The sequence below is a fragment of the Deltaproteobacteria bacterium genome (assembly GCA_016930875.1).
Taxonomy (GTDB): Bacteria; Desulfobacterota; Desulfobacteria; order Desulfobacterales.
The window spans coordinates 1-24,893 of the sequence record JAFGFW010000139.1 but is presented as its reverse complement, the minus strand read 5'-3'; the positions used below and the strand labels follow the sequence as shown (position 1 = coordinate 24,893).

The window sequence follows — 24,893 nt, the reverse complement described above, 5'->3', positions numbered from 1 at the left end:
TTAGGGCTGGGTCAGAAATAACTTGGTAGAATTGGCGCTCAGATTTGGGTTGGATTTGGCTGATCTGATTGAGCAAAACCACAGGAACAGCAAGCTCTTTCGAGGATTTTGCGAATGAAGATCGGCCGAAGATCGCCTGAAGCTGAGATGCCAAAATGCCAAGTTATTTCTGACCCAGCCCTTACTACTGACCCCCTGCGGATCATCCTCCTGTTTGGCGCGTGCCCGCTCCCCGCGTCCCCTGGCGGGGTCAAACAGCGCTAACTTGGCACCTCCTCTTCTCGGTCATTGAGTTTTACCGGTTTAAATTCCTTGTTTGATGGGCAGCGCTCGTGAAAGGTTGACAGCTTTTCTGGTTCGTTGCTTCTGGGATGGCTTATACGACGAAAGTCACGCGTAGATGCTACAGGGGCTTTGCATCGAAAAACTGGCGCGGAAAAGAGGGGAGTTGGTGCCCCCGGCCAGAATCGAACTGGCGGCGCAAGGATTAGGAATCGGTTCAAGGGCATTTTGGGGGGATTTGCGGAAAGCCTCAGCACTTGGGGCTTTCCCCTTTTCCCACAAGGTTATGAGGCAATTTCTCAACTTTAGATTTTATGGGATTCTGTGAGGTTTTTTTTGAACGTCACGGTGACATAATGGTTACAATCTCAACTCTTCCAAACAAAGGGAGGGATATGTTTTGCCAGGGATTTGGCAAGTGTTGACCAAATGTTGACCAAATAGGCTGAAAACAATGGGCTGATGTGCGGAATGATACACGAGATTCTTATCATATGATAAGAATTGCTTGACAAATTTATCACAGGATAGTATATAATATTTTAGGAGACATTGGGCATAATGCGAGCAAAAAGATTGAAGTGGTATCTTGGCTTCCCAAGGCGACGTAAATAAGTTTCTGGGCAATTTCAAGCAGATAGTCACCCAGCGAGGAATATGGGTTGTTCAACGGGAAAAGAACGTCAACACGCAGATTGAGCTGGGATTTAACAACGTTGATGTTCAAAAAGAGATTTTGAGGCTTGATTGCACGCACTATGTGGATGGTCCAAAACCGGATAGGGACCGTCAAGGCGACGTTTGGGAATTTGGAAAAATCATTGAACATGAGGAAGTGTATATAAAAGTTAAGCTCACGGGAGGCGTACACCCCGTATGCATATCGTTTCACTTTGCTGAAGAACCAATAGGCTACCCATTTCAAGTAAGGAAGGAGGTGACAAAATGAATGATATCTGTGCTCTTTGTGGAGAAGAAGGCGGAATCGAAACTGTTCATAAAAAAAAGGCCTTTAAGATTCGAGGGGAACACATCGACATAGACTATGAAGCCTTTAGGTGTAATAAGTGTGGGGAGGAGTTTATCAATTCAAAATCTGAAGACGATCCTCTTGCTAGAGTTTATAGAATTTATCGAAAAAGGCATAATATGCTTCAGCCGGAGGAGATCAAGGGGCTTCGGAAGAAATATGGCTTGACACAAAGCGAATTGTCTCGTGTTTTGGGGTGGGGAGCTGTGACTCTAAGTAGATACGAGAATGGTTCTCTTCAGGACAAAACACACGATCGTCAATTAAAACTCCTGCGGGAGCCTCAAATTTTACTTGAGTGGATTAGGGAAAGCTCAGAAGCCATGGGGGGACAAAGAAGGGAATCTTTAATTCACAGCCTCCAAAAACTGGTGAGAGATGAACATCCTATTGAACGTTACCTAGAAGAGTACTTTGTTCATGATGAGCAATCCATTTTCACCGGTTTCAAACCTTTCTCAATGGACAAGTTTTTCAATGCGATCTTCTATTTCTGTAGAGGCGGCACGCTAAAGACTGTTATCAACAAACTTCTTTTTTATGCTGACTTCAAACACTTCAAGGAATACACAACCTGTATTACTGGCGCGCAATATATTCACTTGGACTATGGCCCGGTTCCTGAACATTATGAAATTTACCTTGGAAAGCTTGCCAATGAAGGGGCAATAGAAATTAACGAAATCTATTATTCAGAAGACGTAGTTGGCCAAAAATATACAACCATAGAAGAACCCCTTCTAACCATTTTTTCCGACAAAGAACTGATTACGTTGGCTAAGGTAAAAGACTATTTCAAGGGCTTTAGCGCCACGGCCATCAAGAAGTTTTCCCACGAAGAAAGGGGCTATGAGGAAACATCCTATCGGCAACCCATCTCCTACGAATACGCTTCCTTTTTGAAAATCTAACTCGCGCCATGGTCGGGACCATGGCGAGGATTCTGCTGAATCAAAGGCCTGACCGCAAGGTTGGGCTTTTTTTTTTGTGAGCTTGCCCGTATTGCCCAAAACCGTCCCCCATCGCCTGAAAACGGGCTCCACGCCCTTGGAGGCCCAAAAAAAACGGTCTTAACCTCGACCGACCCTGACCTTTCCTCCTAATCTTTCCTTCATCTTTTCGGCGTAGCGTTTCTTCATAATGTCTCGTTGTTTTAGATTGTAGGCTTCGCGTTGCTTGGTCCCTTTTGCACCGCGTTTCTTTTGGACATTAAATTGCCAGTTACACTTTGGAGAGCAAAATCGTTTTGCCCTGCTACCAAAAAACCAATGCTGGCAATGTTCGCACATCTGAAAATGTTCTCGCTTAATAGGGGGATCTGTCCCGAGCAATACAATTAGTTTTTCGACCGCATTATCTTCCAAAGCTATACTACCAACTTCACCCAATAAGAGATTTTGTCCAGAAATAAAAAAAAACCGGTCATCATAGACTAGTGCGTCAGGCAAGCGCAATGATCGGCTTGTTTCCTCTCGTATGACCGGCTCAATGTAATTTTCAAAAAACCGCCTTATCTTGTTTTGGATACTTTTCATAGTTTCCGGCCATTTTTCAGAAGAGATTAGACTGGTTATATCCATTTTACCCCCAAACAACTTCTCCTGCAAATCAATGCCCAATTTCAAGATTTCACCATCATCTAACCGACTGATATCCACATAAATAAGAACCAACACCCAAGCAATTGCCTTTTCCCTATCTTGTAACATAGTAGATCCCTCCTTTGGCAACTATCTTAGCCCAACAAATATCCTGTGTCAATGATATTTAATTATACTAAGAATTTTTGTTTATTATATGGATATATCTAATTGACTGGACTAAGATTCTATGCAAGACTACCACTCAATAACAGACAACCCATGGCAGGGGAGGGTTTTGGAACTTATTGATTCGAGGGAGGCCACAATGTCAGAGCTTTTAAACGTACCAGAAGCAGCGCAAATACTGCGTATTGCAATTCCCACTTTGCGAAAATGGACCGCAGAAGGGCTGATTACGCATGTGCGTCTTGGCCGCCGAATCCTTTATAGGTCCGAGGACTTGAATCAGCACGTCAACACCAATGTCGTCGAAGCTAACAGGGGAAAAGCCATAAAGGAAATGGATATTAAATCCAATGTGCCGGAAAATCGTGAAGGATTTTGAGGTTTTATGGCAAGGTGGCACCAAAATGTAACTGTAAAAGCGGCTGGATTGGCCTTATCGCTTGTCGTTCCCGTTGCCTTACGACTGCCTTGTTGGACATGGTTGTCAAGGTTCCTGGACGTTTTACTTTGTCTCAAAGAGGAGGAACCATGGCAATCGAAATAACAGACTTCAGAACTTACCAGAAGAACAGCCTCCAGGGATTTTTGACCCTTCGCATGACCAGTGTAGGCCTGGAGATCCGCGATATCGCCCTTCATCAAAAGAACGGTAAGCACTGGCTGCAACTGCCAGCCAAACCCTACAAAAAGCCTGATGGTAGTCAGGGGTGGGCTTACATACTCGCCTTTTACGACAAACACACCTTCAAAAAGTTCCAGGAAGTAACGCTGAAGGCATTGGATGCCTTTCAGCGCCAAGCTGGGAGGAACGTCAATGGCAGAACAACGTAACAACTCCTTCGAGATGCTATTTAATACCTTCTTCAAGCCCGGTGAGGTGGCAGAGATCCGCGTGATCGGCATTACAGGCAAAGGACCGTGGGATGGATGGGCGAAAGGCACAGTTAGCGGCTACTTCAATGATCCTGTCGAGTTTGCAAAAGCCGCGGCAGTCATAGACAACCTCCAAAAAGCTGAGGGCATTTATTTTACCTTGAATCCAGTCAACCCTGCCCTGCTTGCCCGTGCCAATAATCGTCTTGTAGCGCCAAAGGCCACTACTACTGATGACCAGGTGATCTGTCACAGATGGCTTTTGATTGACACTGACCCGGTTCGTCCCTCGGGGATCTCGGCAACTGCGGAAGAAGTCGAGACCGCAATTGACTGTCGGAACAAGGTTGCGGGCTGGCTTGAAAAAAACGGATGGCCGTTACCGATCAAAGCGTTTTCAAGTAATGGTGGGCATGCTCTTTACCGGCTTGAAGATCTCCCCAATACTCCTGAAATAGCAGACCTGAAACGCAAAGCCCTTCAAGTTATCAATGAAAAATTCGGAAAGAACGGCGTCGATGTAGATGTAAAAGTCTTTAATGCTGCGCGAATTGTAAAGCTGTACGGCACATGGGGGCGTAAAGGTGATAGCACAGAGGACAGGCCACACCGTCAATCATTCCTTGAGGAAGTCCCTACCCCTCTAAATCCCGTGAGCCTTAACCAACCGACGCGACTAGCCGCACAAGCCCAAAAGACACAGTCCCAAACACCACGAAGCAAACCCCAAGAACACGGTAGAAACCTGGGGCCGATGAGCGTAGGCCAATATCTCACCCACTACGGAATCGATCACAAAATCAAAGAACGTGGTGACCTGACCATACACATCCTCATGGATGGCTGTCTCTTTGACCCATCACACACCAAAGGCGAAGCCAGTATAATTCAGAACGGTAACGGCCTTATTACCTACCAGTGCTTTCACAATAGCTGTAAAGGCCGCAGCTGGGCGGAGGCGAGAGAGAAAATCAGTAACAATGACAATTTGGCCCAATTTTGTGAAGGTTATGACCCGGACAGGTTTAGACCGCGCTCTTGTCCCACTGAAGTTGACGAAGCGGTAGAGGAGCGGGCAGCTATCCAGGTTGAAAGCCAGGAGGCAGAAGAGCAAGCCAACCACAGCCTTGAATTCCCCTCTCACGTTATGTCAGGTGTAGCCGGGGATTTTGCCAGAATATACGGTGAACACATGGAATCCCCTGACCGCTTCTTCTACATGTCATATCTCACGATGTTTGGCCTCTACGTATCTGATCGCTTATTCCTTCACTCACAACGGAAGCCGCAACCAAGGCTGTACACCATCCTCTTGGGCGAATCCGGTGATACTCGGAAAAGTACGGCCATGGAGGAAACAGAGCAACATTTCAGAGAATTTGTTGATCCTACAGCTATGGTTATTTGCCGGGGGGCGGCGTCGGGCGAGGGATTAGGCAAGCTAATTGCCAAAGTGCCAAAGGCGCTAATATATTATGATGAATTAAAAGTCTTCGTCAGTAAGGCTGGCATCCAACAGTCAAGCCTATTGCCAGCTGTAAATACCCTCTTCGAAAGTAACCGGTACGAAAACCATACGTCAAAAGACCCTTTCGTGGTCGAGAATGGGTTTGTCGCCATGTTGGCGGCTTCAACAGTGGATACCTACGCGGGTTTATTTGACGCAAAGTTTCTGGATATCGGTTTTAACAACCGCCTATTTCTCGTGCCCGGAGACTCCGACAAATGCTTTCCAATACCAAAAGCGATACCTGATGAAACTAAACGGCGTTTGCATGATCAACTACGAAACCGCCTGAAACTTATTAACGGCATATCTGGCATACCTATTGACGAGGACGCAAGCGAGTGTTGGACACAGGTTTACAGAAAACTCAAGGGCAGCTCGCCTTATGCAAAGCGTCTCGATACCTACGGCCTGCGACTTATGCCCCTGCTTGCCGTCAATGATTTGAAACGAACTGTAGATCTGGAAACGGTTAATAAGGTGATCGCGCTCATTGAGTGGCAGTATCACGTCAGGGAAATCTACGATCCTATCGATGCAGAAGGTCAAGTAGCCCGGATGGAGGAAACCCTTCGAAGGAAGCTCAGAGCAAGAGGTTCGTGGAAAAAAAGAGAGCTTCAGAAGAGTGTTCATTACGAAAGATCAGGTTTATGGGTTTGGGAATCGGCAACCAAAAACCTGATCAAGAATAAAGAGCTGAATTACAATGCGAAACAGGCAATTTACAGCCGTGGGTGAAAATTTTGTCCCCACTTTTGTCCCCACTTTTTGAAGGGCATATAAATGGCTAATATCACAGTAAAAAAGGGCAATTTTGGCGCTTATATAGGGTCATGGGGGGGTAAGATCTCTATACGGGCATTAATATTGTTTACCCCCCCTATACCCCTATATTGTGGTCAAAATAGGTCTTTTCTTCCACAAAACCAACCCCTTACCTCCCCTTCATTTTTTGGGGACAAAAGTGGGGACAGATTTTTTTTGTGTGACCAAAAAAGGCGCGGCTTGAACGATGATTTTTGACTCCGATATTCCCTTGAGACCCTACCAGACGAAATGCCTGGACGCCATATTAGCGGCCTTCAAAAAAGGCAGTCGGTCCATAGGGGTGAGCTTGCCCACAGCAACCGGCAAAACGATCTTGTTCTCCGTCCTTGTACGACAGGCTGTTGGACTCGGAAAGAAATGCCTGGTCATTGCCCATAGGGACGAATTGATCAGGCAGCCTGTGGAGCGTATGGGGGACGTGTGGAATGAACATCCGGAGATCGGGATTATCAAGGCAGAGCGGTTTGAACCTGATGCCAAGATCGTCATAGGTTCAATTCAGACCCTGTGCAGGCGCTTGGACAGATTGCCCGCTTTCGACCTGGTTGTTACAGACGAAGCGCACCATCTCAGTAACGGCAACACCTACGACCGGACGCTATCAAAGTTGTGGGAGCTAAACCCGGATATGAAGCACCTGGGAGTGTCCGCAACCCTGTTCCGATCTGACAAGAAGTCCATGGCCGGGATCTTCGAGGAGATAACATTTGAGCTAACGACCCTGGAAGCTATGGCGGACGGTTGGCTGTGTCCTATCGAGTACGTTTCGGTCAAGACGGATCAGACGTTGGACGGTGTAGGTACAGCACGGGGCGACTTTAAAATTGGGGAATTATCCCAGACTGTGAACACCCCTGAACGTAACGAGCTGGTGGTTGATTCTTTTCTTGAAAGAGCCAGTGACCGAAAGGCGATTGTCTTCAGTGTTGACGTTGCCCATGCTCAGGCATTGGCGGAGACCTTTGAAGATGCTGGCATTCAATCAGCTTGTGTGCATGGTGAAACGCCCATAGAGGAACGGCGAGGGATGCTGAAGGATCTCCACACCGGCAAGCTCCAAGTCGTGACCAACTGCATGGTCTTGACTGAAGGGTTTGACGAGCCGTCTGTAGATTGCCTGGTCCTGGCAAGGCCAACAAAAAGCAAAGGCCTGTACATCCAAATGATGGGCCGGGGGTTGCGTCTCTATCCGGGCAAGCAGGATTGCTGCGTTATCGATCTTCAGGACCATCTCAGCAGGCATTCCCTGATTGCTCTGGCCGATATCGACAAGCGGTTGAAGGGCGTTGTTGAGGCAACGAGAGCACACCCTGAGGATAACGGAGAACCTCTTAGGCTGGACGCAAGGCTTGCACAAGGGGTCTTGAACCCGACAATGGTGACAGAGGACGTATATGATCCTTCCCGTTATTACTGGGCAGAGGGCGAGCATGGCTGGGTGGTATCGTTCGGGGCGGGCACGTTGTACATCAGGCGTTTCGTTAATGGGTGTATGCCGTTATTGGTTAAGGATTGGCGTATCCGGCCACTGGCCACGAAACCCTTACCGGCAGAACTTGCCTTTGGCATCGCTAACGGCGTTCTAAAAAATGAGGGGACGGAAGTGCTCTACAAGCCTAATGCCTCATGGCGACACTATCCGGCGAGTGAGAAGCAATTGCAAGCCTTGGCCCGAGCCGGATACGAGCAAACTGGTGACTTAAGCAAGGGCAGGGCTTGCGACATGCTTAGCCGACATTTCGCTGAGATAACATTTCAGAAATGGCCGGGACGGAAGAGGTTATGTGCCTGAAGATAAGCCCGAATAGGGTTTCTATTACGGTTACAAAACGGTGACATGCCTTCACAACCCACTGAAATAACTAAGAGAAAAAAGGCGCAAAGGATAAGCAATCCCTTTGCCAAGCGGCTTTTTACCCTGCGAGAGGCCGGCTTGTACCTTGGCCGTTCAGAGTACAGCGTCCGAACCTTGATTTGGTCTGGAACCCTGCCGGTCGTCAAGCACGGCAAGAAGCAGTGGGTTGATATTGTGGATATGGACACCTTTATCGAGAAGAACAAAGAGACGATTCAGTGAGGCTTTTGACTGGAGTTTACTAGAGTTTTGGTAAAAGACAGACTGTAAACCAGCGGGTCGGTAAATTTAAGAAGGGCGAGGAGGACAATGTGGGGCTTTTGAGCGGATCTTCTGATCAAGCGGCGGGTATGACCGTGGGCCAAGTAAATCAGGTCTTGGCTTGGGTCGATGAAATGCTTTCGAGGAACCTCTTACCAGAAGAGCGAGAGCGGTTTTTTGGGGCAAAAAAAGAGCTTGAAGACATCCTGAAAGCGTACCAATGGAGGTATCAGCGGAATAAGGCGCATGGCTTGCTCTCAGGGCTGATGGAAAGGCAGACGCCTGGTGTTTTCATGGGCGAAGAGCTTGCCAGGGGATCGGGAAGGCCGGAGGGGATTTTTCCCCCGGAAAACACAGCGCCTGATCTGATTCACCCTGATGATTACCGACAGCCGTTGGAAACGGTTATTCGAAATATCCGACCGAATACCTCTTGGGGCGATCCTATGGCGATAAATCCAAATAAGGTCAGCTTTGAAGAGGTCCAAAAGCGGCAAAAAAAGATATAGACATATTCAACGTGACAACCGTATTGGAGAAACCGAAGGGTTCTGGCAATGTCAACCGTGTCAAGTGGTGTGTCAACTATGTCAACCAACAAAATTAATGACAGACGGCTTTTGCGGCTGATTGACGGGGGTAAAAGCCAAGCTGAAGCGGCAAGAATTATAGGGGTAAGTCGTCAGGCTGTGAGCCAGCGGCTTCAGGAGTTGCGGGGCAAGACTACTAAGGCCGTCATTGTCGCCAAGAAGATAGAACAAATAACCGATTGCAAGATCGACGCTATGGCGCAGTTGACGAAAATCAACAGCGACGCAAACGAGATCCTTGAACTTTTGATGAGATGGAACCGGGGCGACGATGAGGCCCTGCAGATCCTCGAAAGCCAAGTCAAAAAGGTGAAGGTGGGAAAAGGGAAGGATGCGGAGTGGGTTAAGGAATACAAATTCAAGGACCCGAGGGAGCTGGCCCTAAAAGCCATGAATGAGATTCGGGGGCAACTCAAATTGCAGCTGGACATATTCCAGGCCCTTTTCGATATGCGAGCCGTTGAGGAATTTCAAAGCGAGGTTTTGGAGGCTATTGGGCAGGCCAGCCCGGAGATCCGTGACGCAATTGTCCGGAATCTTAATCAGAAGCAAGCCATACGTTCAGTGGTCAAGTTCCGCTAACGAAAGGAGGCAAAATGCCGGAAAGAGATTTTGTAGACTCAACGAAAAGCACCTTAATGGATAATTTGTTGAATTCGATTGAACAAAGGTTCGATCTAACAGACCAGGCCCTTGTTATGCCTGAAGAGCTAGCTTCTTATTTCGATGGCAGGCTGACAGTCACTGACGACGAAAAGCAAAGATTCCACGAAGCTTTTAATGGGTGGCAAACCAAGGCTTTTGACTCTTTGCGGCGGCGGCGGCCCACGGTTGAGACGTTGACTAAATTTCTTCATGCTATGCCTGAACCCCTGCGGGTAGTGCTTTTATTGGAGCTGAAGAAACGGATCGGACCCCAGACCAGAGGAGCCGAGTAATGGACATTGCCGTGTATTTAAAACTCTGGAAGGGAGAGATCTATGACAACATGCCTATGGTGTAATCACCCGGAGCCCTGTGAGCATTATCGGCCAAGCAGGGATGTGGAGTTTATCTGTTCACGGTGTACCATGCTTCTTGCGGGTTGTTCACAGGATAAGCTCAGGGAATTGGAAGAGCAGTGTAAGGCAAAGGGGCTTGAGAGAAAACTGGAAGCCCTGAAAAGTTTTATTACGGAGGATGAATATGAACAACGAAACCCCAAAAGTTGCAGACCTAATCACGGAGCCGGATCTTTGCGAACTGTTCGGCTGCAAAAAAAGTCAAGTTGCGCGGTTAAGAAACGACGGAAGGCTTCCCTTCCTGAAGATTACCAGGACCAGCAGGCTGTATCTGGAAGCTGATGTCATAAAATGGCTGCTGGCAAGGCGGAAGGTTCTTAACGTCTCGGAGTCTGACGAACAGGGATTATAAACCGTCTCATATCGTCATAGATGAACGTAAGACCGTCTGAAACGGGCTGAAAAGGACGAACATTTTAAGGCTAAGGGGTAAGGGGTAAGCTTTTTATATTTTCAACAATCCTTTTTCTTGTAGATAATATCCATTGCCGGTAAGTGAATAAGACAAAACGATATATTTTTTTAACGTGTCATTTATGTCTTGTTTCTTCTTAATCCTCATTGCAAGTTCTTTTGTTATGGAAGACAGCTTATCAAAATGCTTTTTTCCCAATGGTATTGTAGGATCAGCGCCTTGCTGGATAGCTTTGGCTCTGTTTGAGAAAACCTCGTAAGTTGAACGCAAGATAAAATGTGAAAAGATAAGATCTGAATCGTACTCGATATTGAACGTTCTTTGAATCACACCCTGGATTCCACTGAAATAATATAGTTTTTCAGCTGCAGATGTACTAGTGTTCATCTTTTTTAGTGCAAAATCGATCTCTGACAGAATAAGATTTCTAAATTGGTCGCTTATACCCATTTTTAACCTCCTACTTTTAAGAAGCGTGTTCTGGATAGAAACCTTTTTCTTTGAAAATATAAGGAAGGCATGAATCGGTAGTTGGGATGCCTGATTTCTCTCCCATGAATTCCTTTGTAAATGTAAGATCACCAATTTCAGTAGTACGTTTAGGGGAAACATCATAATGCGCAACAGGGACTTTGCGGATAAGAACTTCTTTCTCTCTTTCTCTAAAGTCAATTTCCAAATCCAACCCTAGCGCATCTGATAAAGAGAATAACGTTTTAAGAGTAAAATTTGAATTGCCATTCAGAATTTTGGTAATTGCAGCAGGGGAAACTCCTAAAAGCTCGGCTAACTTGGAGCGGTTTATTTTTTTCTGTATCATCTTGCTACAAATGCTCTCTGTAAGATTCAGGATTATGGTCTCAAGGCGAAATTCCCGATCCTCTTTAAACGACTCTAAGGTGTCTCTGAACCATTTTTCTGCTTTCATGGCTTTGCCCCTCTATCTTTGGATTTTTTCTTACTATCGAATCTTTTAAGATATTCTTTATACAATTTTAAAGCCTTTTCCTTTTCACGTTTCAATATTTTGGTATGCGGCTTGTAAAATCCATGTGTAAGAACCAGTGATTTGTGTAGAGAGGAACTACCAAAAAACGCAAGGATACGAACTCCTCCGCGTGTTTTTAATTCATAAATCTTGTCTCCCAAGTTTCTAAATCTTTCTTCACCGATGGGAAGGCCTTTTTCAAGAATCAAGTTAAATAATGTGAAAACTTGTTTCTGGTCCTTTTCTTCAAGACCAGAAACGAAGTTCCAGACCGGGCATTGGTTCTTTTTAGTCAATCCATATAACGAAAAACCGAGATCAGAACCGTTATGCAATAAAACAATATTCATTTTTTAACTTAAAAGTTAATTTTTGTCAAACTTTTTCAAAAACGGGGTCTCAGGTTCGGTCCGTGCCCTCTTTGGTTAGGGTTATTTCTTGGATTTCTTTTTTTCACATATTGGTTTTATCGCTACCACATTTGGGGCAACTCGTTAAGTTTCCTGAAACAAGAATTTTATGAGTGTCCACCTGGCGGGCAAAACACCAAGGGCAAAAAACATGACCACAATCGGTGCAAGTTAGGATGAATTCAGCGTTAGTGCCACAAGAGGGGCAGGTTTTCTTGTCTTCTTCCGGCATGGTGTTTCTCCAATAAGGGTTACTTTTGGGACTGTTTCTTCTCGTACTTCTTCAGGAGGTCCTTAATGGCTTCTTCAAGGAGGTCGTTTTGACGTTTTTCTTGTTCCGCAGCAAGGATGCGGAGTTTCTTCATAAGATTAGCCCTAAGGGTAGTATTGTAACTCTTTCTTATTTCAGCCATATGAACCCATTAACAAATTGTTAGCCATATTTCAACAAAAATAGCTTGACGCACCTCAACTATTTTGCTATGCATATGGTTAGCCACTTAAGTAGTTGACTATATAACAATCAAACAAATCCAAAACCACCACGATGAAAAGACAAACTGACATAATTAAACCCTGGGAGCCCGGCTTGGGGGGCGGCTGTGGTGGCCGTTGGATTCTCTCAGGGTTTCTTTTTTGGCTTCTGCACGTCTACTGTGAGCGTCCCTATCGCTTGCAAGAGGATATGTGGGGGCCTTTTTATTTTAAGAGGAACCTATGGAAAAGATAATGCAGAGCAAGTGTCAGTGGATGGCGGTTAACAGGATTAAGACCAGAGTGCCCTTCAATAATCTATTTCCGGTTGACGACAAGACCGTGGAAGCCTTGGCCGAACACATGGAAGCTAACGGTTATGATCAGTCGCAACCTATCGTCTTGTGGAAGGAAAAACTAGATGAGGACCGCAAGCAGGCTATCGTGGTTGATGGTCATACCCGGTTGTTGGCCGCCAAGAAAATCGGTCTGTCTCCTGTCTACGTTGCCAGGGTGAGCTTTGGCAGTCAAGATGCTGCTCTTCAATATGCAATCCACAACCAGAGGGACCGGCGCAACCTCACGGACGCGGACCTGCTCAGATGCATCGAGGCTGTGGACGAGAGAAAGCCCAAAGGCCAAAGGACGGACCTAGCCTCAAGTGAGGCTAAGTCAGGTAAGTCAGCAGAGCAAACGGCTAAGATAGTTGGCACGTCCAAGACAAAGGTTGAGAAGGCCCGGACTCTCCTGGACTATGCTGACGAGCAGACAAAGCAGACGGTCCTTGACGGTGAGAAGTCCATACATGCTGCTGCCAAGGAGACGCAAGAGAAGCGGAAGGTGCAGCAATCCGGGGAGTCTCAACTTTCCTCTACAATTCAAAAAATTAACCATATAGCAAACAGGATGAAGAGTTTATATAAAGAAATCCGGGCAATCAAGCCTATAGTGAAACGATATTATAAGAAGCCAGTGGCAAATGAAGAAAACACAAAGATTATAGACAATTTTTCCCATTGGTGTTGGAAGTACGAAGACATCACTAAAGAAATTGCGGAGGCTAAAAGAATAGCTATAACAGAAAAGTATTTGCTCAGGCGTACTCAGGAGGCATCTAAAAGCCCACAGGACGGGCGATCAGGCGAGGGTGAGGGGAAGGAACGCCATGACCATGCTCGTACAGGCCGTTAGAATAGGATAGACTGATTATTAGAGCCAAATTATTAGAATACTTAGGAAACCCAGAAGAGGCCGCAGGGCTTGCGATCCCTTAAAAAGGTACACCTCAGGTACGGGTGGAACAGGCCAGGAGGCCGGAGACGAGACGAGCCCATGGAGTTAACGCAACTGGAAGTGGTACGACTTATAATACAAGTCGAGGAAGCAATCCTAAAACGTAAAAACAAGCTATTGGGTGGGGAGACATTGGCCCTGCTGGACCAGTGTACCGGGCTTGATATTCCGGTCAAGGCGATCTTGGCCGAAGCAATCAAAACAGCAAGGCAGGTTTGAGAGAAAGGAGGTTTAGGGGGTACGGGGTAAGGCCAGAATACGAAAGGGGAGTATCATGGAAGAAGCAGATAAAAAGATGTTGCCGGGGGTTGTGTATCGAGACTTGGAAAAAGCTGAGAGCACCCTTTATATGCTGCGGGACTCTTGCAGGGCCGTGAACATAGCCAATGACCGGTTTGACGTGTGCGAAGCATGGTTTGAAGGCGCACAAAATCTCTGCCATGACGCGGGGATGGCTGTTACTGAGGCTTTGAACTATTTCACAAACGAAGAAACGCAAGAAATCGAGACTGAGGACCCGGAAACCATAGACGATTGAAAAGGGGGAACATCATGGAACAATATATCATTGACGCTGCTGATAGGCTTCGAGTGCCTCCAATTGCCTTAGCGACATTGACGGAGGAACAAATCGCTATCTTGGAGGGCGTTCTCAAAGAATTCAAATCCTCAACCCCTCAACACTTGCCAGCCCTGCGATCTATGTTCCTTCAAGGCAGCAACGATTCAAGGGCCAGCAAGGAAGGTGACGCATGAATAACAACAGACCGGATCGTGCAATAATGGCGACGGATAAAGTTTCTGTACTTCAAGCCCTATTCAAGAGCCTGGGTGAATATGGAATTTCTTGTCCTAAAGAGTTTAACGAGTTGGTGCATTCAGGTTTCTTCTGCGGATTGTCTGACATAGCACACTCTATCAGGCGTGATCTTGCGGCAAGTGCGGACGATGACAGGCCGGTTGAGCTAGGCGATTATGACATAGCGGATCTTGAGTGGGCCATAAAATCAAAGAAACATTTGACAAGATTCTTGGAAAAACAGCGCAAAATGAAGGAAGCCCCTGAAGCACAGCCGGACAGTACATCTTCAGGGACCTAGAAAGGGGGCAAGATGGACGACCAAATAATGAGGCTCGATGAAATCAGTCATGAAGGGAACACGGATGTTCTTACGGGACTGAACCTGTGGGGGATTCGACCCTTAATACCCATGGTTAACGCCGCGATTTTGAACCTGGATGTGCCGAGAGAGCCAGACCAAGATACATTGCTAATGCTCAATTTGATAGGCGAAAGATTACAAGATCTGGCAACTACGATCAATCGGCTCATTGATGAAAAAAGTATCGAACATTTAAATAAGGAAGCCTCTGAGAGTGACCCGGAAAGTCAGACCCCAGAGGCTTAAGAGTAAACGCATTTAGGCGCTCACCCCGTGCCCTTTGCTAATACAAATTATGAGAGATGTCAATATTTTAGGTGGAAACGTGACAATTAACATTTTTGACGGCTGTACCATCGAGACTATCCGGATAGGCGGGAAAAGTCTTAAGGAGGCGTGCTCGCCGGAGCTTCTGGTCGCCTTGAAGAACATTGTTCAAGCACTGGAAACCGATACTTCAGAAAGACCTGTGGAAGACGTTGAGGAAGGGGCGAAAGAAAGTTGCCCTAGTGGGGCAACAATCCACAACCACCCCAAATGACTCACAATCCGACCAACTTGAAAAACTTGAAAAAACTCATGGCGGCAAGCGAAAGGGAGCCGGAAGAAACAGACGTTTTTAATGCCCTTAGAGGCGTAAGGTTTTCCGGCGTTGTGGCGATCCTGATTACGGAATGTTTTCACATATCAGAGTGGCGCTCCACAAGGTCCTGAAAAGGTGAAGCCCCGGTTTTCCGGTTTGACCATGCCGTGGGGTTGTTCGGAGTCTTGATGTATATGACTCCTGAAAGTTTTTTGCAGGTCTTAGCCAGAATCCAGGGCTTGAGGACCCCGCAAGCACCGTGAGCGCCACAATGGGTCTTCTTCACGTATGTTGCAGGATTTACAATGGATAACATGACTATGGCAGGGTTGTCAATAGCAGATATTGAAACTATCTATTTGACATTAACAATACCAATAACTATATTATAGCCAACACACTATGAAAGGGGTGAGGCTATGAAGGTTATTTCAATCAGGATGCCGGATGAACTCTTGGAACGGTTACGAGAACGGGCCGCAATGGAGACCATCAGGCAAAAGAAGAGCGTATCCATGAACACCGTGGCGCTTGAGATCCTGGACAAAGGGCTTAAAGCCAAGACGAAAGGAGGTTGATATTTATGGGCATGATTTACCAAAGAGGCAAGACGTACTGGCTCAAGTATTATCGCAACGGGAAGCCCTATTATGAGTCTTCCGGGTCAAAGAAAGAAACGGTTGCCAAGCGTCTCCTGAAGAAGCGTGAGGGTGAAATCTCACAGGGCAAGCTACCGGGTGTGTACTTCGACAAGGTGCGATTTGACGAGCTGGCAGAGGACTTCTTAACCGATTACAGGATCAATCGAATGAAATCCCTTAAGAGGGCTGAAATCAGCGTGAGACACTTGAGACAGGTCTTTGAAGGTATCCGGGTACCTGATATCACCACGCCAAGGATAAGCGCCTATGTAGAGCAACGTCTTGATGCAGGCGCGGCAAGTGCAACGATCAACCGTGAACTGGCAGCGCTGAAGCGCATGTTGAACCTGGGAGCACAGCAGACGCCCCCAAAGGTTGACCGGGTGCCTCATATCCCCATGCTGAAGGAAAACAACGTCCGTAAGGGCTTCTTTGAGCATGGCGAATACTTGGCCCTAAAGGATGCCTTGCCGGACTATCTCAAGGGCTTTGCCACCTTTGGCTATCATACGGGATGGCGTGTATCTGAAATTGCCGGCCTAACATGGGCGCAGGTGGACCGAGACCAGGGCATTGTCAGGCTTGAGGTAGGCGATACCAAGAACGATGAGGCACGAACCGTCTATCTTGACGATGAGCTTAAAGAAGTCTTTAAGAGTCAATGGACAGACAGGAAGCATACCGGGAAGCTCCTACCCTACGTCTTCTTGAACCATGAGGGGGATGACAGGGTTAAGCGATTTGACAAGGCATGGAAAACGGCTTGCGAAAACGCAGGCATTGGCAAGAGGTTGTTCCACGATTTTCGCAGAACGGCTGTCAGAAATATGGTCAGATCGGGCGTAGCTGAACGGGTGGCCATGATGGTTTCAGGCCATAAGGATCGCTCGGTTTTTGAGCGTTATAATATCGTGAGTGATACTGACCTGAAGCTTGCCGCACAAAAGCAGGAAGCGTACTTGAAAGCCCAAAAGGTTACAAAAACGGTTACAATGGCCGATTTTGGCACCAAAAAAGAGGTTAACAACAATGCCTAACCCCTTGATTTTATTTGGTGCCCCCGGCCAGAATCGAACTGGCGGCGCAAGGATTAGGAATCCTTTGCTCTATCCCCTGAGCTACGGGGGCGTGTTGCATGTGTTAAAGGCCGACCCGGCCTTATGCCCTGAAATAGACAATCATAACCACTCCTTAAGGGATGCCTCACCGGACAATGCTACGGACAGCCGTTCTTCTACAGTTGCAAAATAACCTTACACTCATTTTAACTTTTCTGCAAGCCAGTTTGCATGCTTTGTCAAACCGCTTTGTATCAAGGTTGAAACATCATATTTACAAAAAGTAAATTGTTGTCTTATATCCAGTTTGACATATAGGAATTTCATGCTTATTTTTTTTTATACGGCAGAAGTCTGGGGCCGACGGTAATATTTGTCTTGGATGAGACACCGACCTCGGCTCCGGTGCTGTCGTTGATTGAGTTGAGGAAGACATCCTCCTCCCTTCCTTACTCCGGGGCGGGCATGCAGAAGAAGCGTGCTCCGCCCCTTTTATTCGCCTTCGCCGGAATACCCTGCAGTGCACCGTCGCCCAAGCTATGGCCCGTCGGCGACTTGCTGCAGGGATGACACGCGGCGCAAGCGCCTCCGCTGCACGAAGGCAAGGCGAATTACGGCGAAATTCCGCTTTGATACCCCGCAGCTTGCTGCGGGGAGCTTCATTTACCCCCGTATCAGGCCCTGATATCGATGGTGGGCTGTCCGCGATACTTCTACCAAAGCGGCCACAAGCTTTTTTGGCTGACCCGTTGGCATTTCTGCTACAATCCGTAACTTCTCCGGTAGTTCTTCCATTAGTGAACTCCTTGGCCTCACAACCTAAATCAAAAGTAACCCACCGGCCGTGCCGTTTTGAGCGTTTCAGCGAAGAGAGCCTTCAGACAGTAAATTTTTCCCGTGGTGGGTTAAAGTACCCGAATTTCAACCTGGGAAAGGCCTGGCGCACCCTGTCGAGCAGCGTGGGTATCCCAATCAGTTCATGATCCTTACTTCTGCTGCCCATGATTTGCCAATAGCGCACTGGATCATAGTTTAAGTTCCGCCATTGGATCATCCGGACAGGATGGTCTTCGAGAAAGCACAGAAATGCTGCAACCTCTGATTTGGCATCCGTAAAACCGGGCAAGTTAAGGTAGTTGATGGAGACAAACTTTCCCTTGCGCCCTGCCAGATCAATACCGTCAACAACGTCACTGAAGCCATAACCCCTTGGCCGGAAATAGGCCTCATAGCACGATTTCCTGACACTGTTCATGCTTACACGGATACTGTCCAGGCCTGCTTCAAAGAGTCTTTCCAGAACAGCCGGAAGGCTCCCGTTGGTGTTCATGTTAATAGTGCCACTTCTTACGGCCTTTCTGATCAGTCGTATGGCGGGCTCAATCACGTCTGCCGCAAGGAGGGGTTCTCCTTCACATCCCTGGCCAAAACTTACTACAGCCCGCCGGGTGCGTTTGATGTGATGAATAGCAATCTGTGCGATCTCATCTGGTGAGGGAGTAAAGTCGATACGTTTCTGGGTGCTTGGAATACTGCTTTTTTCTTGGAGTGAAAGACACCCCAAACACCTTGCATTACAATTTCTGGAAGTGGGCAGGGGGGCCTCATAACGCTCCAGGAAAAAGTTCTTGGCTGCCGGACAACCGTATGTGAGGGCACAGGTCTCAAGATGGCGCCTGAGCCTGTTGGAAGGCATCTGGCGGCGGAGCTTTGTGACTCCTTTTTTTATCTTATCCAGAGGCATGAGACGCAAATCCTGCCGCCTTTCCGGGTCAACCCTGAGGCCTGCAACCCGGAAGCCTCCTCTTGACCAGCCAACAGCGCCATAGGAAAAAAGCGGCAGTTGAATCGCATCTGACTCTTCTGCATAGGCACTGACGAGGGAAATCGTATATCCGGGAGCGTTAAATGCGGCCACAGGAAAAATCTGCTTGCCGGGGGCATAGGGGTTTTCAGTAAGTACTTCAAAATCTTCAGATGAAGTATTGTAAACGATAGGTCTGCGATCCGGCAGGAACAGATGTTCGCCTCCTGCGGGCATGTTGATGGTGTCACTCTCCGTAAGGGGAATTAGCTCGCCGCAGGTCATCCCCGCGGCTGCATAACCGTCAAGATCGAAGATTTTCCCTTGCTCATTGGCCACAAGGGCCCTTATAAATCGTTTGCTACGTCTCGACATTGGTAACCCTTTCACTGCGTTAGCTTCTTAAGGTATGAGACCTTGTCCCAGGAAAATGGTTCTTTCTGGCAGGGAAAGATGGAATTGTTATGAAATATCGGATCTGAGGCCAGGTCGTAGCGTGATGCCATGAGAGCATCCTCCCAGAGGCCCGTGTGGGGAATGGGTGAGTACTGGGCAAGGACGGGCCTCACTCCACAGGCTTTTACTATCTTTATGGAAGCCTCAAGCTCACGGAGGTCTTGGCCCGGCAAACCAAATAGGAGATAGGCACCCAGGACCTCTGCCGAAAAGCCGGCTCCCTTTAGGTGACTCACGGCCCGTTCAAATTCGCTGGGACCCACCTTTGTGTCAAGGGATTCCCTGCCCTCAAAGAAGGCTGTTTCGAGGCCGAGCCGGATCGTTTGAAATCCTGCCCGAAAAAAGAGCCGTGCCACCTCCTTGGAAAGCGGCCTTATGTGCAGGGCGTTCGGTGTGTGAAACCGCACTGCAATTTCCCGCCTCAGCACCCCTTCAAGGATTGGCACAATATGACGCTCTGCATCAATCAGCAGGGCGTCATCGTAAAAGGCAAAATCTTTAACAGCGTATTTTTCGTGCCAGTATGTGATTTCCTCTACTACATGCTCAGGCGATCTGCGCCTGAATTTGCGGTTTAGAAAACCTGACGCACAGTAGGCACAACGAAAGGGGCAACCACGGCCGGTCAAGATCGGAACGTAGGAAATTGCGTTTTGCAGATCAAAGGCCGGATAAGGATGGGTCTCCAGATCATCACCAAGAAACATGCGGCCACTGGCAAAGCCAGTCAGGCGATCAAGGACTTCAACAACCGCCCTTTCGCTTTTTCCTGAAAGAACTTCATGGGCGCCAGAGTGCCTGACTGCGTGATCATAACAAAGGGTTGCATAAATACCGCCCAGCAGGACCGGGACCTCAGGCATCATCTCGCGAATGATTCCTATGACAGCAAAAACACCCGGATACCAGTAAGTCATAAGGGAAGTGACAAGCACGGCATCCGGCCTGGGGCTTTGCCCTAAGGCATTGCGAACCACTGCTTCAGGAATGCCATAGCGGCTGTATGTACGAGGCACGTCCCATAGATTCTTGGGTTTTGCAATCTGCGTTTTCAGATAATGGCCCTTGCCAAACTGACCTGGCCTAAGGGTGTCCACAAATTCGGGATGAAAGCGATCCAAACAATCAATATATGTAATTCTGTAGCCATGCCCCCGAAGGATACCTGCAATGGTCAACAGTCCCAACGGTTTTGCCCAGAAGTCATAAGCTGCAAAATCGTAAATCCAGGGATTGATAAGAAGAATATGAGGGGTGTCTTTTCTCATGCCTGTATTGTAGTTGAACGTTTCGTATGATTGTATAAGGATTACCAATTAATGCAAGGACTGAGGCGGGCGTGAAGGAGGAGGTTAGGCTATGAAAATGATCGGCGTTATCGGGGCAGGCCATTGTAATAACGAAATTTATGAACTGGCAAGAAAAGTTGGTGACGGCATTGGAAGGGCTGGGGCAATCCTTGTATGTGGCGGGCTGGGTGGCGTCATGGAAGGAGCAAGTCGCGGAGCCTGTGAGGCTGGAGGACAAACCGTGGGCATCCTACCCGGCCCGGACAAGGCCCAGGCCAACCCTTATGTGACCATCCCGATTGTAACCGACCTAGGCCATGCCCGGAATATCCTGGTCGTACGAAGCTCAGACATCCTGGTAGCTATCTCCGGAGGGTACGGTACCTTGTCTGAAATCAGTATAGCCCTGAAACTGGGAAAACCGGTAATAGGCTTGGATACGTGGCCAAACATGGAAAAGGTCCGTTATGTCTTCACTCCGGAAGAGGCAATCAGCGCAATCTGACGGGCCAAGCGCTCCATTTCCTCAATGACATCTTCCACGTTTATTGTGAGAAGGGTCCTGTCTTTAACCACCAATCGGCCATCAATGATGACATCTCTTACATCACCTCCGCCGGCTGCATAAACTAGATGAGAGCTGGCATTATATAGAGGTGTTAAGTGAGGTTTGTGTGTGTCGATTATGATCAAGTCAGCCTTCTTTCCCACCTCAAGGGAACCGATCTGGTCTCCAAGGCCAATGGCCTTGGCACCGCCCCCGGTAGCCAACATTAGTACCTGCCGGGCATCGAGGATTGTGGGATCCAGACTATTTATTTTGTGCAACTTAGCCACAAAATCCATTTCCTGAAACATGTCAAGGTTGTTATTGCTGGCACAGCCGTCTGTCCCAAGTCCGACAGCCAGCCCCTTTTCCAGAAATCCCGGAAGCGGCGCTACGCCCGAAGCAAGCTTCATCTCGCTTTCTGTTGTGACGGACACTCCAACATTTCTTCCGGCCATGATCCCCATATCTTTTTCATCTACCCATATGGCGTGGACAGCCAGTGTCCTGGAATTGAGGATGCCCAGTGAATCAAGGTACTGAACTGGCGAAAGGCTGTGCTTTGCCTGGATTTGCTTCACCTCACTCTGTGTCTCAGCCACATGAATCTGAAACAGCGTGTCTGTTTCATCAGCAACCCTGCGAGCCTCCCTCAAAGTCTTCTCACTGCATGTGTAAGGGGAATGACAAAAAAGCCCAGGGCTGATCAAAGAGGTCTTGCCTTGCCAGTTCCGGATGAATCGGAGAGCTTCGGCTACGTTCTTTTCAGGGTCAGGAACACCAGGGGCCGGAAAGTCTATGATCCCCTGTCCAAGGATGGCCCGCATGCCGGATTCCTCTACAGCTTGCGCCACGCTATCTTCAAAAAAATACCCGTCACAACATGTTGTCGTGCCAGACAGAAGCATCTCCGCACAGGACAGACGCGTAGCTGTATAAACGGTTTCAGGATTTAACCACCTTGCTTCAGCCTTGAATATGTAGTCATTTAGCCATGTCATCAGGGGAAGGTCATCAGCCAGGCCTCGAAAAAGGCTCATAGGAGCATGGGTGTGGCTGTTCACCAGTCCCGGCATGACGAGCCCCCCTCTGACGTCTATGGTCTGCCGAGCAGCGGGCAATGGCTGGGTTGGCGTTCTCGTCTCAATGCGCTCCACCCTGCCATCTTGTATGCACAGGAGCCCGTTTTCGAAAAACTCAAAGGTCCTGCCGAGTGTCAGAATGCTGCCATTATGGACAACGATGTCGTAAGGGGGATACTGGTGCATCGTACGCATGTTTCAAAATTGTGGGGGAAAACCCCGCGGCATGAAGAAGAACGCCGTCGTCTTCGGCCCTTCTTTTGACATCAGGAGCCGGTTTCCCCAAAAATATCTTGGGCAATCCGATTTACATCTTCCATCACGTTATCCACGTCAAGGGTAGCCAATACCCTGTTCTCCATTAACACCTGCCCGTTTACAATAGAGGTGACAACATCATGGCCCGAAACTGCATAGACAAGGTGAGAATAAACACTGTACATCGGTATTAGGTGGGGACGCCGGGTGTCAATGATGATGATGTCCGCCTTTTTTCCGGGCTCCAGAGAGCCGATGTGGTCTTCCAGCCCTAAAACCCTGGCCCCGTCAATGGTGGCCATTCTTACCACAGTGCGGGCGTCCATAACAGTGGGATCAGAAGTGTGGACCTTATGGAGTTTGGCCACAGTATCAATCTCCTGAAACAGGTCCAGGTTGTTGTTGCTGGCGCAACCGTCTGTTCCAATCCCCACTATGATGCCATTCGTGAGAAGTTCCGGCACAGGGGCGATGCCAGAAGCAAGCTTCATATTGCTTTCCGGGTTGTGAGCGACCTTGACGTCAAAATCCTTAAGGAGGCTGATATCCTTTTGAGTCAAGGCCACACAGTGATCGGCAACGAGGTTAGGGCCCAGAATTCCAGTCTCTGCCAGGTGTCCTACAGGCGTTTTGTCATATTTTCCTCTAACTCGGGCAACCTCCTGCTCTGACTCTGACACGTGGATGACCATGAGCGCACCATTTTGATCGGCAATGGCCTTAGCCTGCCTGAGGAGGTCAGGAGAGCACAGATAGGGCGAGTGCGGCTCAACGGCTATGGCAATAAGGGGATCATCGCGCCATTTGTCAATGAGGGCCTCAGTGTACTTTAAGCCTTCCTCAATAGGACCGTAGTTCGGAGAAGGAAAATCGTAAAGGACCTCTCCAACCACGGCCCGCATACGGGCCCGTTTGACAGCCTGAGCCACCGCATCTTCGTATAGATACATATCACAGAACGTCGTGGTGCCGGAAAGGATCATCTCGGCACAAGCCAGCAGTGTCCCCTTGTAGACTATGTCAGGTGTGAGCTTGGCTTCAGCAGGAAAGATATGCTCTTCGAGCCACGACATTAGGGGCAGGTCATCGGCCAGGCCACGAAAGCAGGTCATGGCCGCATGGGTGTGGACGTTTATGAGGCCAGGCATTATGATACCACCACAAGCGTCAATGACTTTCCTTGCCTGATATTGGCTAGCCAGGACATCTTCAGGGCCAATCTCCACAATGCGATCCCCGCTTACGGCCACAGCGCCTCGCTCAATCACGGCGTTGTCGGGGGCCATAGTGAGGACCTTCCCGTTTCTTATCATCATGTCAATGGACTGCATTTGGCAACTCTTCTACAACCTTTTCGATAAGAGCCTTCAGACGGGGAGCTGTAGCCTCGGCCGTGGCAATGACTTCATCAATCCGACAAGGCTTTGGGTTGTCCGGCAGATTCATATTGGTAATAACCGAAAGGCCGAGGATGGCCATCCCCCCGTGCACAGCTGCAATCACCTCAGGAATCGTAGAAAGCCCCACGGCATCAGCGCCAATAGTCTTCAAAAAACGAATCTCCGCTCTTGTTTCAAGAGACGGGCCTGCAAGCCCCACATATACTCCTTTCTGAACACGAATACGGTTTTCGAGGCCGGCGTTCTCTGCAATGGCAATGAGTTTTGGGTCGTAGACTTGCATCATATCCGGAAATCGCGGCCCCCACTCCTCCACATTAGGCCCGATAAGGGGATTGCTGCCAGTTAGATTGATATGGTCTGTTATGACCATGATATCACCAGCGCAAAACAAAGGATTGATCCCCCCTGATGCGTTCGACACTATGAGTGTCTTAACACCAAGGAGTTGCATAACCCTTACCGGCAAAGTGACCTCTTTCACGCTGTAACCTTCATAATAGTGAAAACGTCCCTGCATGGCCAGGATTGGTTTTCCTTTCATGTTGCCAAACAACAACCTCCCTTGATGGCTCACAACCGTTGAAACGGGGAAGTGCGGAATATCCCCGTAGTCCACAGACATGCCCTCTTCCAGACTCTCTACACTAGCGCCAAGGCCTGTGCCAACAAGCAAACCTATGTCTGGCCGGGCCGAAATCTTGGCCCCTACAAACTCGGTGGCTTCAAGGGCTTTATTTTTGAACGATTCCATGGTAGGATTCCTTTCCAATAGAAAGTCGGAGTGTACCTTAAGATAGGCGACTCACCTTCGTCAAACAGAACTTAGGGTTCGCGAAGAAATAAATTTACATTTTCAGGAGTCGAGGCGCACGTATGGCAAGGCGCAAGGAGGGCGAATAGCAAGCTATTTAACCGACGAGCAACGCAGCCAGGCGGGATGGACCTGCCTGCCGGCAGGCAGGTCGGCGCATCA

At 48.3% G+C, this 24,893-nt stretch carries 32 protein-coding genes and 1 tRNA gene; 21 read left to right on the top strand and 12 right to left on the bottom strand.

The window, feature by feature from the left end; genetic code table 11:
* Positions 1-871 precede the first annotated feature (871 nt).
* Both JW883_12500 and JW883_12495 read left to right on the top strand, forming a co-directional pair.
* Entirely contained in the window at positions 872-1,231 is a 360-nt protein-coding gene (locus tag JW883_12500; GenBank protein ID MBN1843084.1) for a type II toxin-antitoxin system MqsR family toxin, read from the top strand.
* A complete protein-coding gene (locus tag JW883_12495; GenBank protein MBN1843083.1) occupies positions 1,228-2,223 on the top strand; it encodes a DUF4065 domain-containing protein in 996 nt (331 codons plus the stop codon). Before JW883_12500 ends, JW883_12495 begins: the two co-directional genes overlap by 4 nt.
* 159 nt (positions 2,224-2,382) lie before the next feature.
* Here JW883_12495 and JW883_12490 read toward each other — a convergent pair whose 3' ends face one another.
* Positions 2,383-3,021, bottom strand: coding sequence for a hypothetical protein (locus JW883_12490; GenBank protein ID MBN1843082.1), 639 nt, complete (start codon positions 3,019-3,021; stop codon positions 2,383-2,385).
* Positions 3,022-3,220: 199 nt separating this feature from the next.
* On the opposite strand from JW883_12490, the gene JW883_12485 reads away from it, so the two are divergent.
* From JW883_12485 to JW883_12445, 9 genes are all read left to right on the top strand, one after another.
* Positions 3,221-3,460, top strand: coding sequence for a helix-turn-helix domain-containing protein (locus tag JW883_12485; GenBank protein ID MBN1843081.1), 240 nt, complete (start codon positions 3,221-3,223; stop codon positions 3,458-3,460).
* Between the two features lie 149 nt (positions 3,461-3,609).
* Positions 3,610-3,912: a hypothetical protein gene (locus JW883_12480; protein MBN1843080.1), complete on the top strand. Its 303-nt coding sequence runs from the start codon at positions 3,610-3,612 to the stop codon at positions 3,910-3,912.
* The gene (locus JW883_12475; protein MBN1843079.1) at positions 3,896-6,199 is read left to right on the top strand and encodes a DUF3987 domain-containing protein; all 2,304 of its coding nucleotides are present in this window, start codon (positions 3,896-3,898) and stop codon (positions 6,197-6,199) included. The genes JW883_12480 and JW883_12475 overlap by 17 nt, the downstream gene beginning before the upstream one ends.
* Positions 6,200-6,473: 274 nt before the next feature.
* Complete coding sequence (locus JW883_12470; protein MBN1843078.1) at positions 6,474-8,081, top strand: DEAD/DEAH box helicase; 1,608 nt, start codon at positions 6,474-6,476, stop codon at positions 8,079-8,081.
* A 45-nt stretch (positions 8,082-8,126) separates the two neighbouring features.
* Positions 8,127-8,366, top strand: coding sequence for a helix-turn-helix domain-containing protein (locus JW883_12465; protein MBN1843077.1), 240 nt, complete (start codon positions 8,127-8,129; stop codon positions 8,364-8,366).
* An 89-nt stretch (positions 8,367-8,455) separates the two neighbouring features.
* Complete coding sequence (locus JW883_12460) at positions 8,456-8,914, top strand: hypothetical protein (GenBank protein ID MBN1843076.1); 459 nt, start codon at positions 8,456-8,458, stop codon at positions 8,912-8,914.
* A gap of 78 nt (positions 8,915-8,992) precedes the next feature.
* Complete coding sequence (locus JW883_12455) at positions 8,993-9,577, top strand: AsnC family protein (GenBank protein MBN1843075.1); 585 nt, start codon at positions 8,993-8,995, stop codon at positions 9,575-9,577.
* Positions 9,578-9,591: 14 nt separating this feature from the next.
* Positions 9,592-9,933 (top strand): hypothetical protein, encoded by a 342-nt coding sequence (locus tag JW883_12450; GenBank protein MBN1843074.1) that lies wholly within the window; start codon positions 9,592-9,594, stop codon positions 9,931-9,933.
* A 247-nt stretch (positions 9,934-10,180) separates the two neighbouring features.
* Positions 10,181-10,408 carry a helix-turn-helix domain-containing protein gene (locus JW883_12445; protein ID MBN1843073.1) on the top strand — a complete coding sequence of 76 codons (228 nt, stop codon included), beginning with the start codon at positions 10,181-10,183 and terminating at the stop codon, positions 10,406-10,408.
* A 93-nt stretch (positions 10,409-10,501) separates the two neighbouring features.
* Here JW883_12445 and JW883_12440 read toward each other — a convergent pair whose 3' ends face one another.
* The 5 genes from JW883_12440 to JW883_12420 form a co-directional block, all read right to left on the bottom strand.
* Positions 10,502-10,921, bottom strand: coding sequence for a hypothetical protein (locus tag JW883_12440; GenBank protein MBN1843072.1), 420 nt, complete (start codon positions 10,919-10,921; stop codon positions 10,502-10,504).
* 16 nt (positions 10,922-10,937) lie between these two features.
* Positions 10,938-11,399: a helix-turn-helix transcriptional regulator gene (locus JW883_12435; protein MBN1843071.1), complete on the bottom strand. Its 462-nt coding sequence runs from the start codon at positions 11,397-11,399 to the stop codon at positions 10,938-10,940.
* The gene (locus JW883_12430) at positions 11,396-11,809 is read right to left on the bottom strand and encodes a type II toxin-antitoxin system RelE/ParE family toxin (protein MBN1843070.1); all 414 of its coding nucleotides are present in this window, start codon (positions 11,807-11,809) and stop codon (positions 11,396-11,398) included. Before JW883_12430 ends, JW883_12435 begins: the two co-directional genes overlap by 4 nt.
* A gap of 103 nt (positions 11,810-11,912) precedes the next feature.
* Complete coding sequence (locus JW883_12425; protein MBN1843069.1) at positions 11,913-12,101, bottom strand: hypothetical protein; 189 nt, start codon at positions 12,099-12,101, stop codon at positions 11,913-11,915.
* A 19-nt stretch (positions 12,102-12,120) separates the two neighbouring features.
* Positions 12,121-12,282 (bottom strand): ribbon-helix-helix domain-containing protein, encoded by a 162-nt coding sequence (locus JW883_12420; protein ID MBN1843068.1) that lies wholly within the window; start codon positions 12,280-12,282, stop codon positions 12,121-12,123.
* 304 nt (positions 12,283-12,586) lie between these two features.
* On the opposite strand from JW883_12420, the gene JW883_12415 reads away from it, so the two are divergent.
* The 9 genes from JW883_12415 (at position 12,587) to JW883_12375 (ending at position 17,060) form a co-directional block, all read left to right on the top strand.
* The gene (locus JW883_12415) at positions 12,587-13,534 is read left to right on the top strand and encodes a ParB N-terminal domain-containing protein (GenBank protein ID MBN1843067.1); all 948 of its coding nucleotides are present in this window, start codon (positions 12,587-12,589) and stop codon (positions 13,532-13,534) included.
* Positions 13,535-13,675: 141 nt separating this feature from the next.
* The gene (locus JW883_12410; GenBank protein MBN1843066.1) at positions 13,676-13,855 is read left to right on the top strand and encodes a hypothetical protein; all 180 of its coding nucleotides are present in this window, start codon (positions 13,676-13,678) and stop codon (positions 13,853-13,855) included.
* A 55-nt stretch (positions 13,856-13,910) separates the two neighbouring features.
* Positions 13,911-14,174 (top strand): hypothetical protein, encoded by a 264-nt coding sequence (locus JW883_12405; protein MBN1843065.1) that lies wholly within the window; start codon positions 13,911-13,913, stop codon positions 14,172-14,174.
* A 14-nt stretch (positions 14,175-14,188) separates the two neighbouring features.
* Positions 14,189-14,392: a hypothetical protein gene (locus JW883_12400; protein MBN1843064.1), complete on the top strand. Its 204-nt coding sequence runs from the start codon at positions 14,189-14,191 to the stop codon at positions 14,390-14,392.
* Complete coding sequence (locus JW883_12395; protein ID MBN1843063.1) at positions 14,389-14,736, top strand: hypothetical protein; 348 nt, start codon at positions 14,389-14,391, stop codon at positions 14,734-14,736. Before JW883_12400 ends, JW883_12395 begins: the two co-directional genes overlap by 4 nt.
* A gap of 12 nt (positions 14,737-14,748) precedes the next feature.
* Positions 14,749-15,045, top strand: coding sequence for a hypothetical protein (locus JW883_12390; protein MBN1843062.1), 297 nt, complete (start codon positions 14,749-14,751; stop codon positions 15,043-15,045).
* 79 nt (positions 15,046-15,124) lie between these two features.
* Positions 15,125-15,340, top strand: a complete 216-nt coding sequence (locus JW883_12385) for a hypothetical protein (GenBank protein ID MBN1843061.1) — start codon at positions 15,125-15,127, stop codon at positions 15,338-15,340.
* A gap of 461 nt (positions 15,341-15,801) precedes the next feature.
* A complete protein-coding gene (locus JW883_12380) occupies positions 15,802-15,960 on the top strand; it encodes a hypothetical protein (GenBank protein MBN1843060.1) in 159 nt (52 codons plus the stop codon).
* Between the two features lie 5 nt (positions 15,961-15,965).
* Positions 15,966-17,060: a tyrosine-type recombinase/integrase gene (locus JW883_12375; protein ID MBN1843059.1), complete on the top strand. Its 1,095-nt coding sequence runs from the start codon at positions 15,966-15,968 to the stop codon at positions 17,058-17,060.
* 15 nt (positions 17,061-17,075) lie between these two features.
* On the opposite strand, the gene JW883_12370 is transcribed toward JW883_12375, so the two are convergent.
* The 3 genes from JW883_12370 to JW883_12360 form a co-directional block, all read right to left on the bottom strand.
* Positions 17,076-17,151 (bottom strand) — tRNA-Arg (locus JW883_12370).
* Between the two features lie 807 nt (positions 17,152-17,958).
* Positions 17,959-19,260, bottom strand: coding sequence for a radical SAM protein (locus JW883_12365; GenBank protein ID MBN1843058.1), 1,302 nt, complete (start codon positions 19,258-19,260; stop codon positions 17,959-17,961).
* Between the two features lie 11 nt (positions 19,261-19,271).
* Entirely contained in the window at positions 19,272-20,609 is a 1,338-nt protein-coding gene (locus JW883_12360) for a radical SAM protein (GenBank protein ID MBN1843057.1), read from the bottom strand.
* Between the two features lie 91 nt (positions 20,610-20,700).
* Between JW883_12360 and JW883_12355 the strand changes: the two genes are divergently transcribed.
* On the top strand, positions 20,701-21,135 hold the full coding sequence (locus JW883_12355; protein MBN1843056.1) for a TIGR00725 family protein: 435 nt from the start codon (positions 20,701-20,703) through the stop codon (positions 21,133-21,135).
* Here JW883_12355 and JW883_12350 read toward each other — a convergent pair.
* The 3 genes from JW883_12350 to JW883_12340 all read right to left on the bottom strand — a co-directional run bounded on the left by JW883_12350 (position 21,096) and on the right by JW883_12340 (position 24,671).
* Positions 21,096-22,445: an amidohydrolase gene (locus JW883_12350; GenBank protein ID MBN1843055.1), complete on the bottom strand. Its 1,350-nt coding sequence runs from the start codon at positions 22,443-22,445 to the stop codon at positions 21,096-21,098. The two genes, JW883_12355 and JW883_12350, sit on opposite strands and share 40 nt — an antisense overlap.
* Before the next feature lie 80 nt (positions 22,446-22,525).
* On the bottom strand, positions 22,526-23,848 hold the full coding sequence (locus JW883_12345) for an amidohydrolase (protein MBN1843054.1): 1,323 nt from the start codon (positions 23,846-23,848) through the stop codon (positions 22,526-22,528).
* Positions 23,835-24,671 (bottom strand): purine-nucleoside phosphorylase, encoded by an 837-nt coding sequence (locus tag JW883_12340; protein MBN1843053.1) that lies wholly within the window; start codon positions 24,669-24,671, stop codon positions 23,835-23,837. Before JW883_12340 ends, JW883_12345 begins: the two co-directional genes overlap by 14 nt.
* Positions 24,672-24,893 lie beyond the last annotated feature (222 nt).

Excerpts from the sequence above, each read along its gene's own strand:
- JW883_12485 (MBN1843081.1), top strand. The coding sequence starts at position 3,221 with ATGTCAGAGCTTTTAAACGTACCAGAAGCAGCGCAAATACTGCGTATT.
- JW883_12355 (MBN1843056.1), top strand. The coding sequence starts at position 20,701 with ATGAAAATGATCGGCGTTATCGGGGCAGGCCATTGTAATAACGAAATT.
- JW883_12495 (MBN1843083.1), top strand. The coding sequence starts at position 1,228 with ATGAATGATATCTGTGCTCTTTGTGGAGAAGAAGGCGGAATCGAAACT.
- JW883_12480 (MBN1843080.1), top strand. The coding sequence starts at position 3,610 with ATGGCAATCGAAATAACAGACTTCAGAACTTACCAGAAGAACAGCCTC.
- JW883_12425 (MBN1843069.1), bottom strand. The coding sequence starts at position 12,101 with ATGCCGGAAGAAGACAAGAAAACCTGCCCCTCTTGTGGCACTAACGCT.
- JW883_12475 (MBN1843079.1), top strand. The coding sequence starts at position 3,896 with ATGGCAGAACAACGTAACAACTCCTTCGAGATGCTATTTAATACCTTC.
- JW883_12410 (MBN1843066.1), top strand. The coding sequence starts at position 13,676 with ATGGAGTTAACGCAACTGGAAGTGGTACGACTTATAATACAAGTCGAG.
- JW883_12440 (MBN1843072.1), bottom strand. The coding sequence starts at position 10,921 with ATGGGTATAAGCGACCAATTTAGAAATCTTATTCTGTCAGAGATCGAT.
- JW883_12445 (MBN1843073.1), top strand. The coding sequence starts at position 10,181 with ATGAACAACGAAACCCCAAAAGTTGCAGACCTAATCACGGAGCCGGAT.
- JW883_12405 (MBN1843065.1), top strand. The coding sequence starts at position 13,911 with ATGGAAGAAGCAGATAAAAAGATGTTGCCGGGGGTTGTGTATCGAGAC.
- JW883_12450 (MBN1843074.1), top strand. The coding sequence starts at position 9,592 with ATGCCGGAAAGAGATTTTGTAGACTCAACGAAAAGCACCTTAATGGAT.
- JW883_12360 (MBN1843057.1), bottom strand. The coding sequence starts at position 20,609 with ATGAGAAAAGACACCCCTCATATTCTTCTTATCAATCCCTGGATTTAC.
- JW883_12435 (MBN1843071.1), bottom strand. The coding sequence starts at position 11,399 with ATGAAAGCAGAAAAATGGTTCAGAGACACCTTAGAGTCGTTTAAAGAG.
- JW883_12490 (MBN1843082.1), bottom strand. The coding sequence starts at position 3,021 with ATGTTACAAGATAGGGAAAAGGCAATTGCTTGGGTGTTGGTTCTTATT.
- JW883_12470 (MBN1843078.1), top strand. The coding sequence starts at position 6,474 with ATGATTTTTGACTCCGATATTCCCTTGAGACCCTACCAGACGAAATGC.
- JW883_12345 (MBN1843054.1), bottom strand. The coding sequence starts at position 23,848 with ATGCAGTCCATTGACATGATGATAAGAAACGGGAAGGTCCTCACTATG.
- JW883_12365 (MBN1843058.1), bottom strand. The coding sequence starts at position 19,260 with ATGTCGAGACGTAGCAAACGATTTATAAGGGCCCTTGTGGCCAATGAG.
- JW883_12350 (MBN1843055.1), bottom strand. The coding sequence starts at position 22,445 with ATGCACCAGTATCCCCCTTACGACATCGTTGTCCATAATGGCAGCATT.
- JW883_12375 (MBN1843059.1), top strand. The coding sequence starts at position 15,966 with ATGGGCATGATTTACCAAAGAGGCAAGACGTACTGGCTCAAGTATTAT.
- JW883_12390 (MBN1843062.1), top strand. The coding sequence starts at position 14,749 with ATGGACGACCAAATAATGAGGCTCGATGAAATCAGTCATGAAGGGAAC.
- JW883_12415 (MBN1843067.1), top strand. The coding sequence starts at position 12,587 with ATGGAAAAGATAATGCAGAGCAAGTGTCAGTGGATGGCGGTTAACAGG.
- JW883_12400 (MBN1843064.1), top strand. The coding sequence starts at position 14,189 with ATGGAACAATATATCATTGACGCTGCTGATAGGCTTCGAGTGCCTCCA.
- JW883_12340 (MBN1843053.1), bottom strand. The coding sequence starts at position 24,671 with ATGGAATCGTTCAAAAATAAAGCCCTTGAAGCCACCGAGTTTGTAGGG.
- JW883_12380 (MBN1843060.1), top strand. The coding sequence starts at position 15,802 with ATGAAGGTTATTTCAATCAGGATGCCGGATGAACTCTTGGAACGGTTA.
- JW883_12455 (MBN1843075.1), top strand. The coding sequence starts at position 8,993 with ATGTCAACCAACAAAATTAATGACAGACGGCTTTTGCGGCTGATTGAC.
- JW883_12395 (MBN1843063.1), top strand. The coding sequence starts at position 14,389 with ATGAATAACAACAGACCGGATCGTGCAATAATGGCGACGGATAAAGTT.
- JW883_12465 (MBN1843077.1), top strand. The coding sequence starts at position 8,127 with ATGCCTTCACAACCCACTGAAATAACTAAGAGAAAAAAGGCGCAAAGG.
- JW883_12420 (MBN1843068.1), bottom strand. The coding sequence starts at position 12,282 with ATGGCTGAAATAAGAAAGAGTTACAATACTACCCTTAGGGCTAATCTT.
- JW883_12430 (MBN1843070.1), bottom strand. The coding sequence starts at position 11,809 with ATGAATATTGTTTTATTGCATAACGGTTCTGATCTCGGTTTTTCGTTA.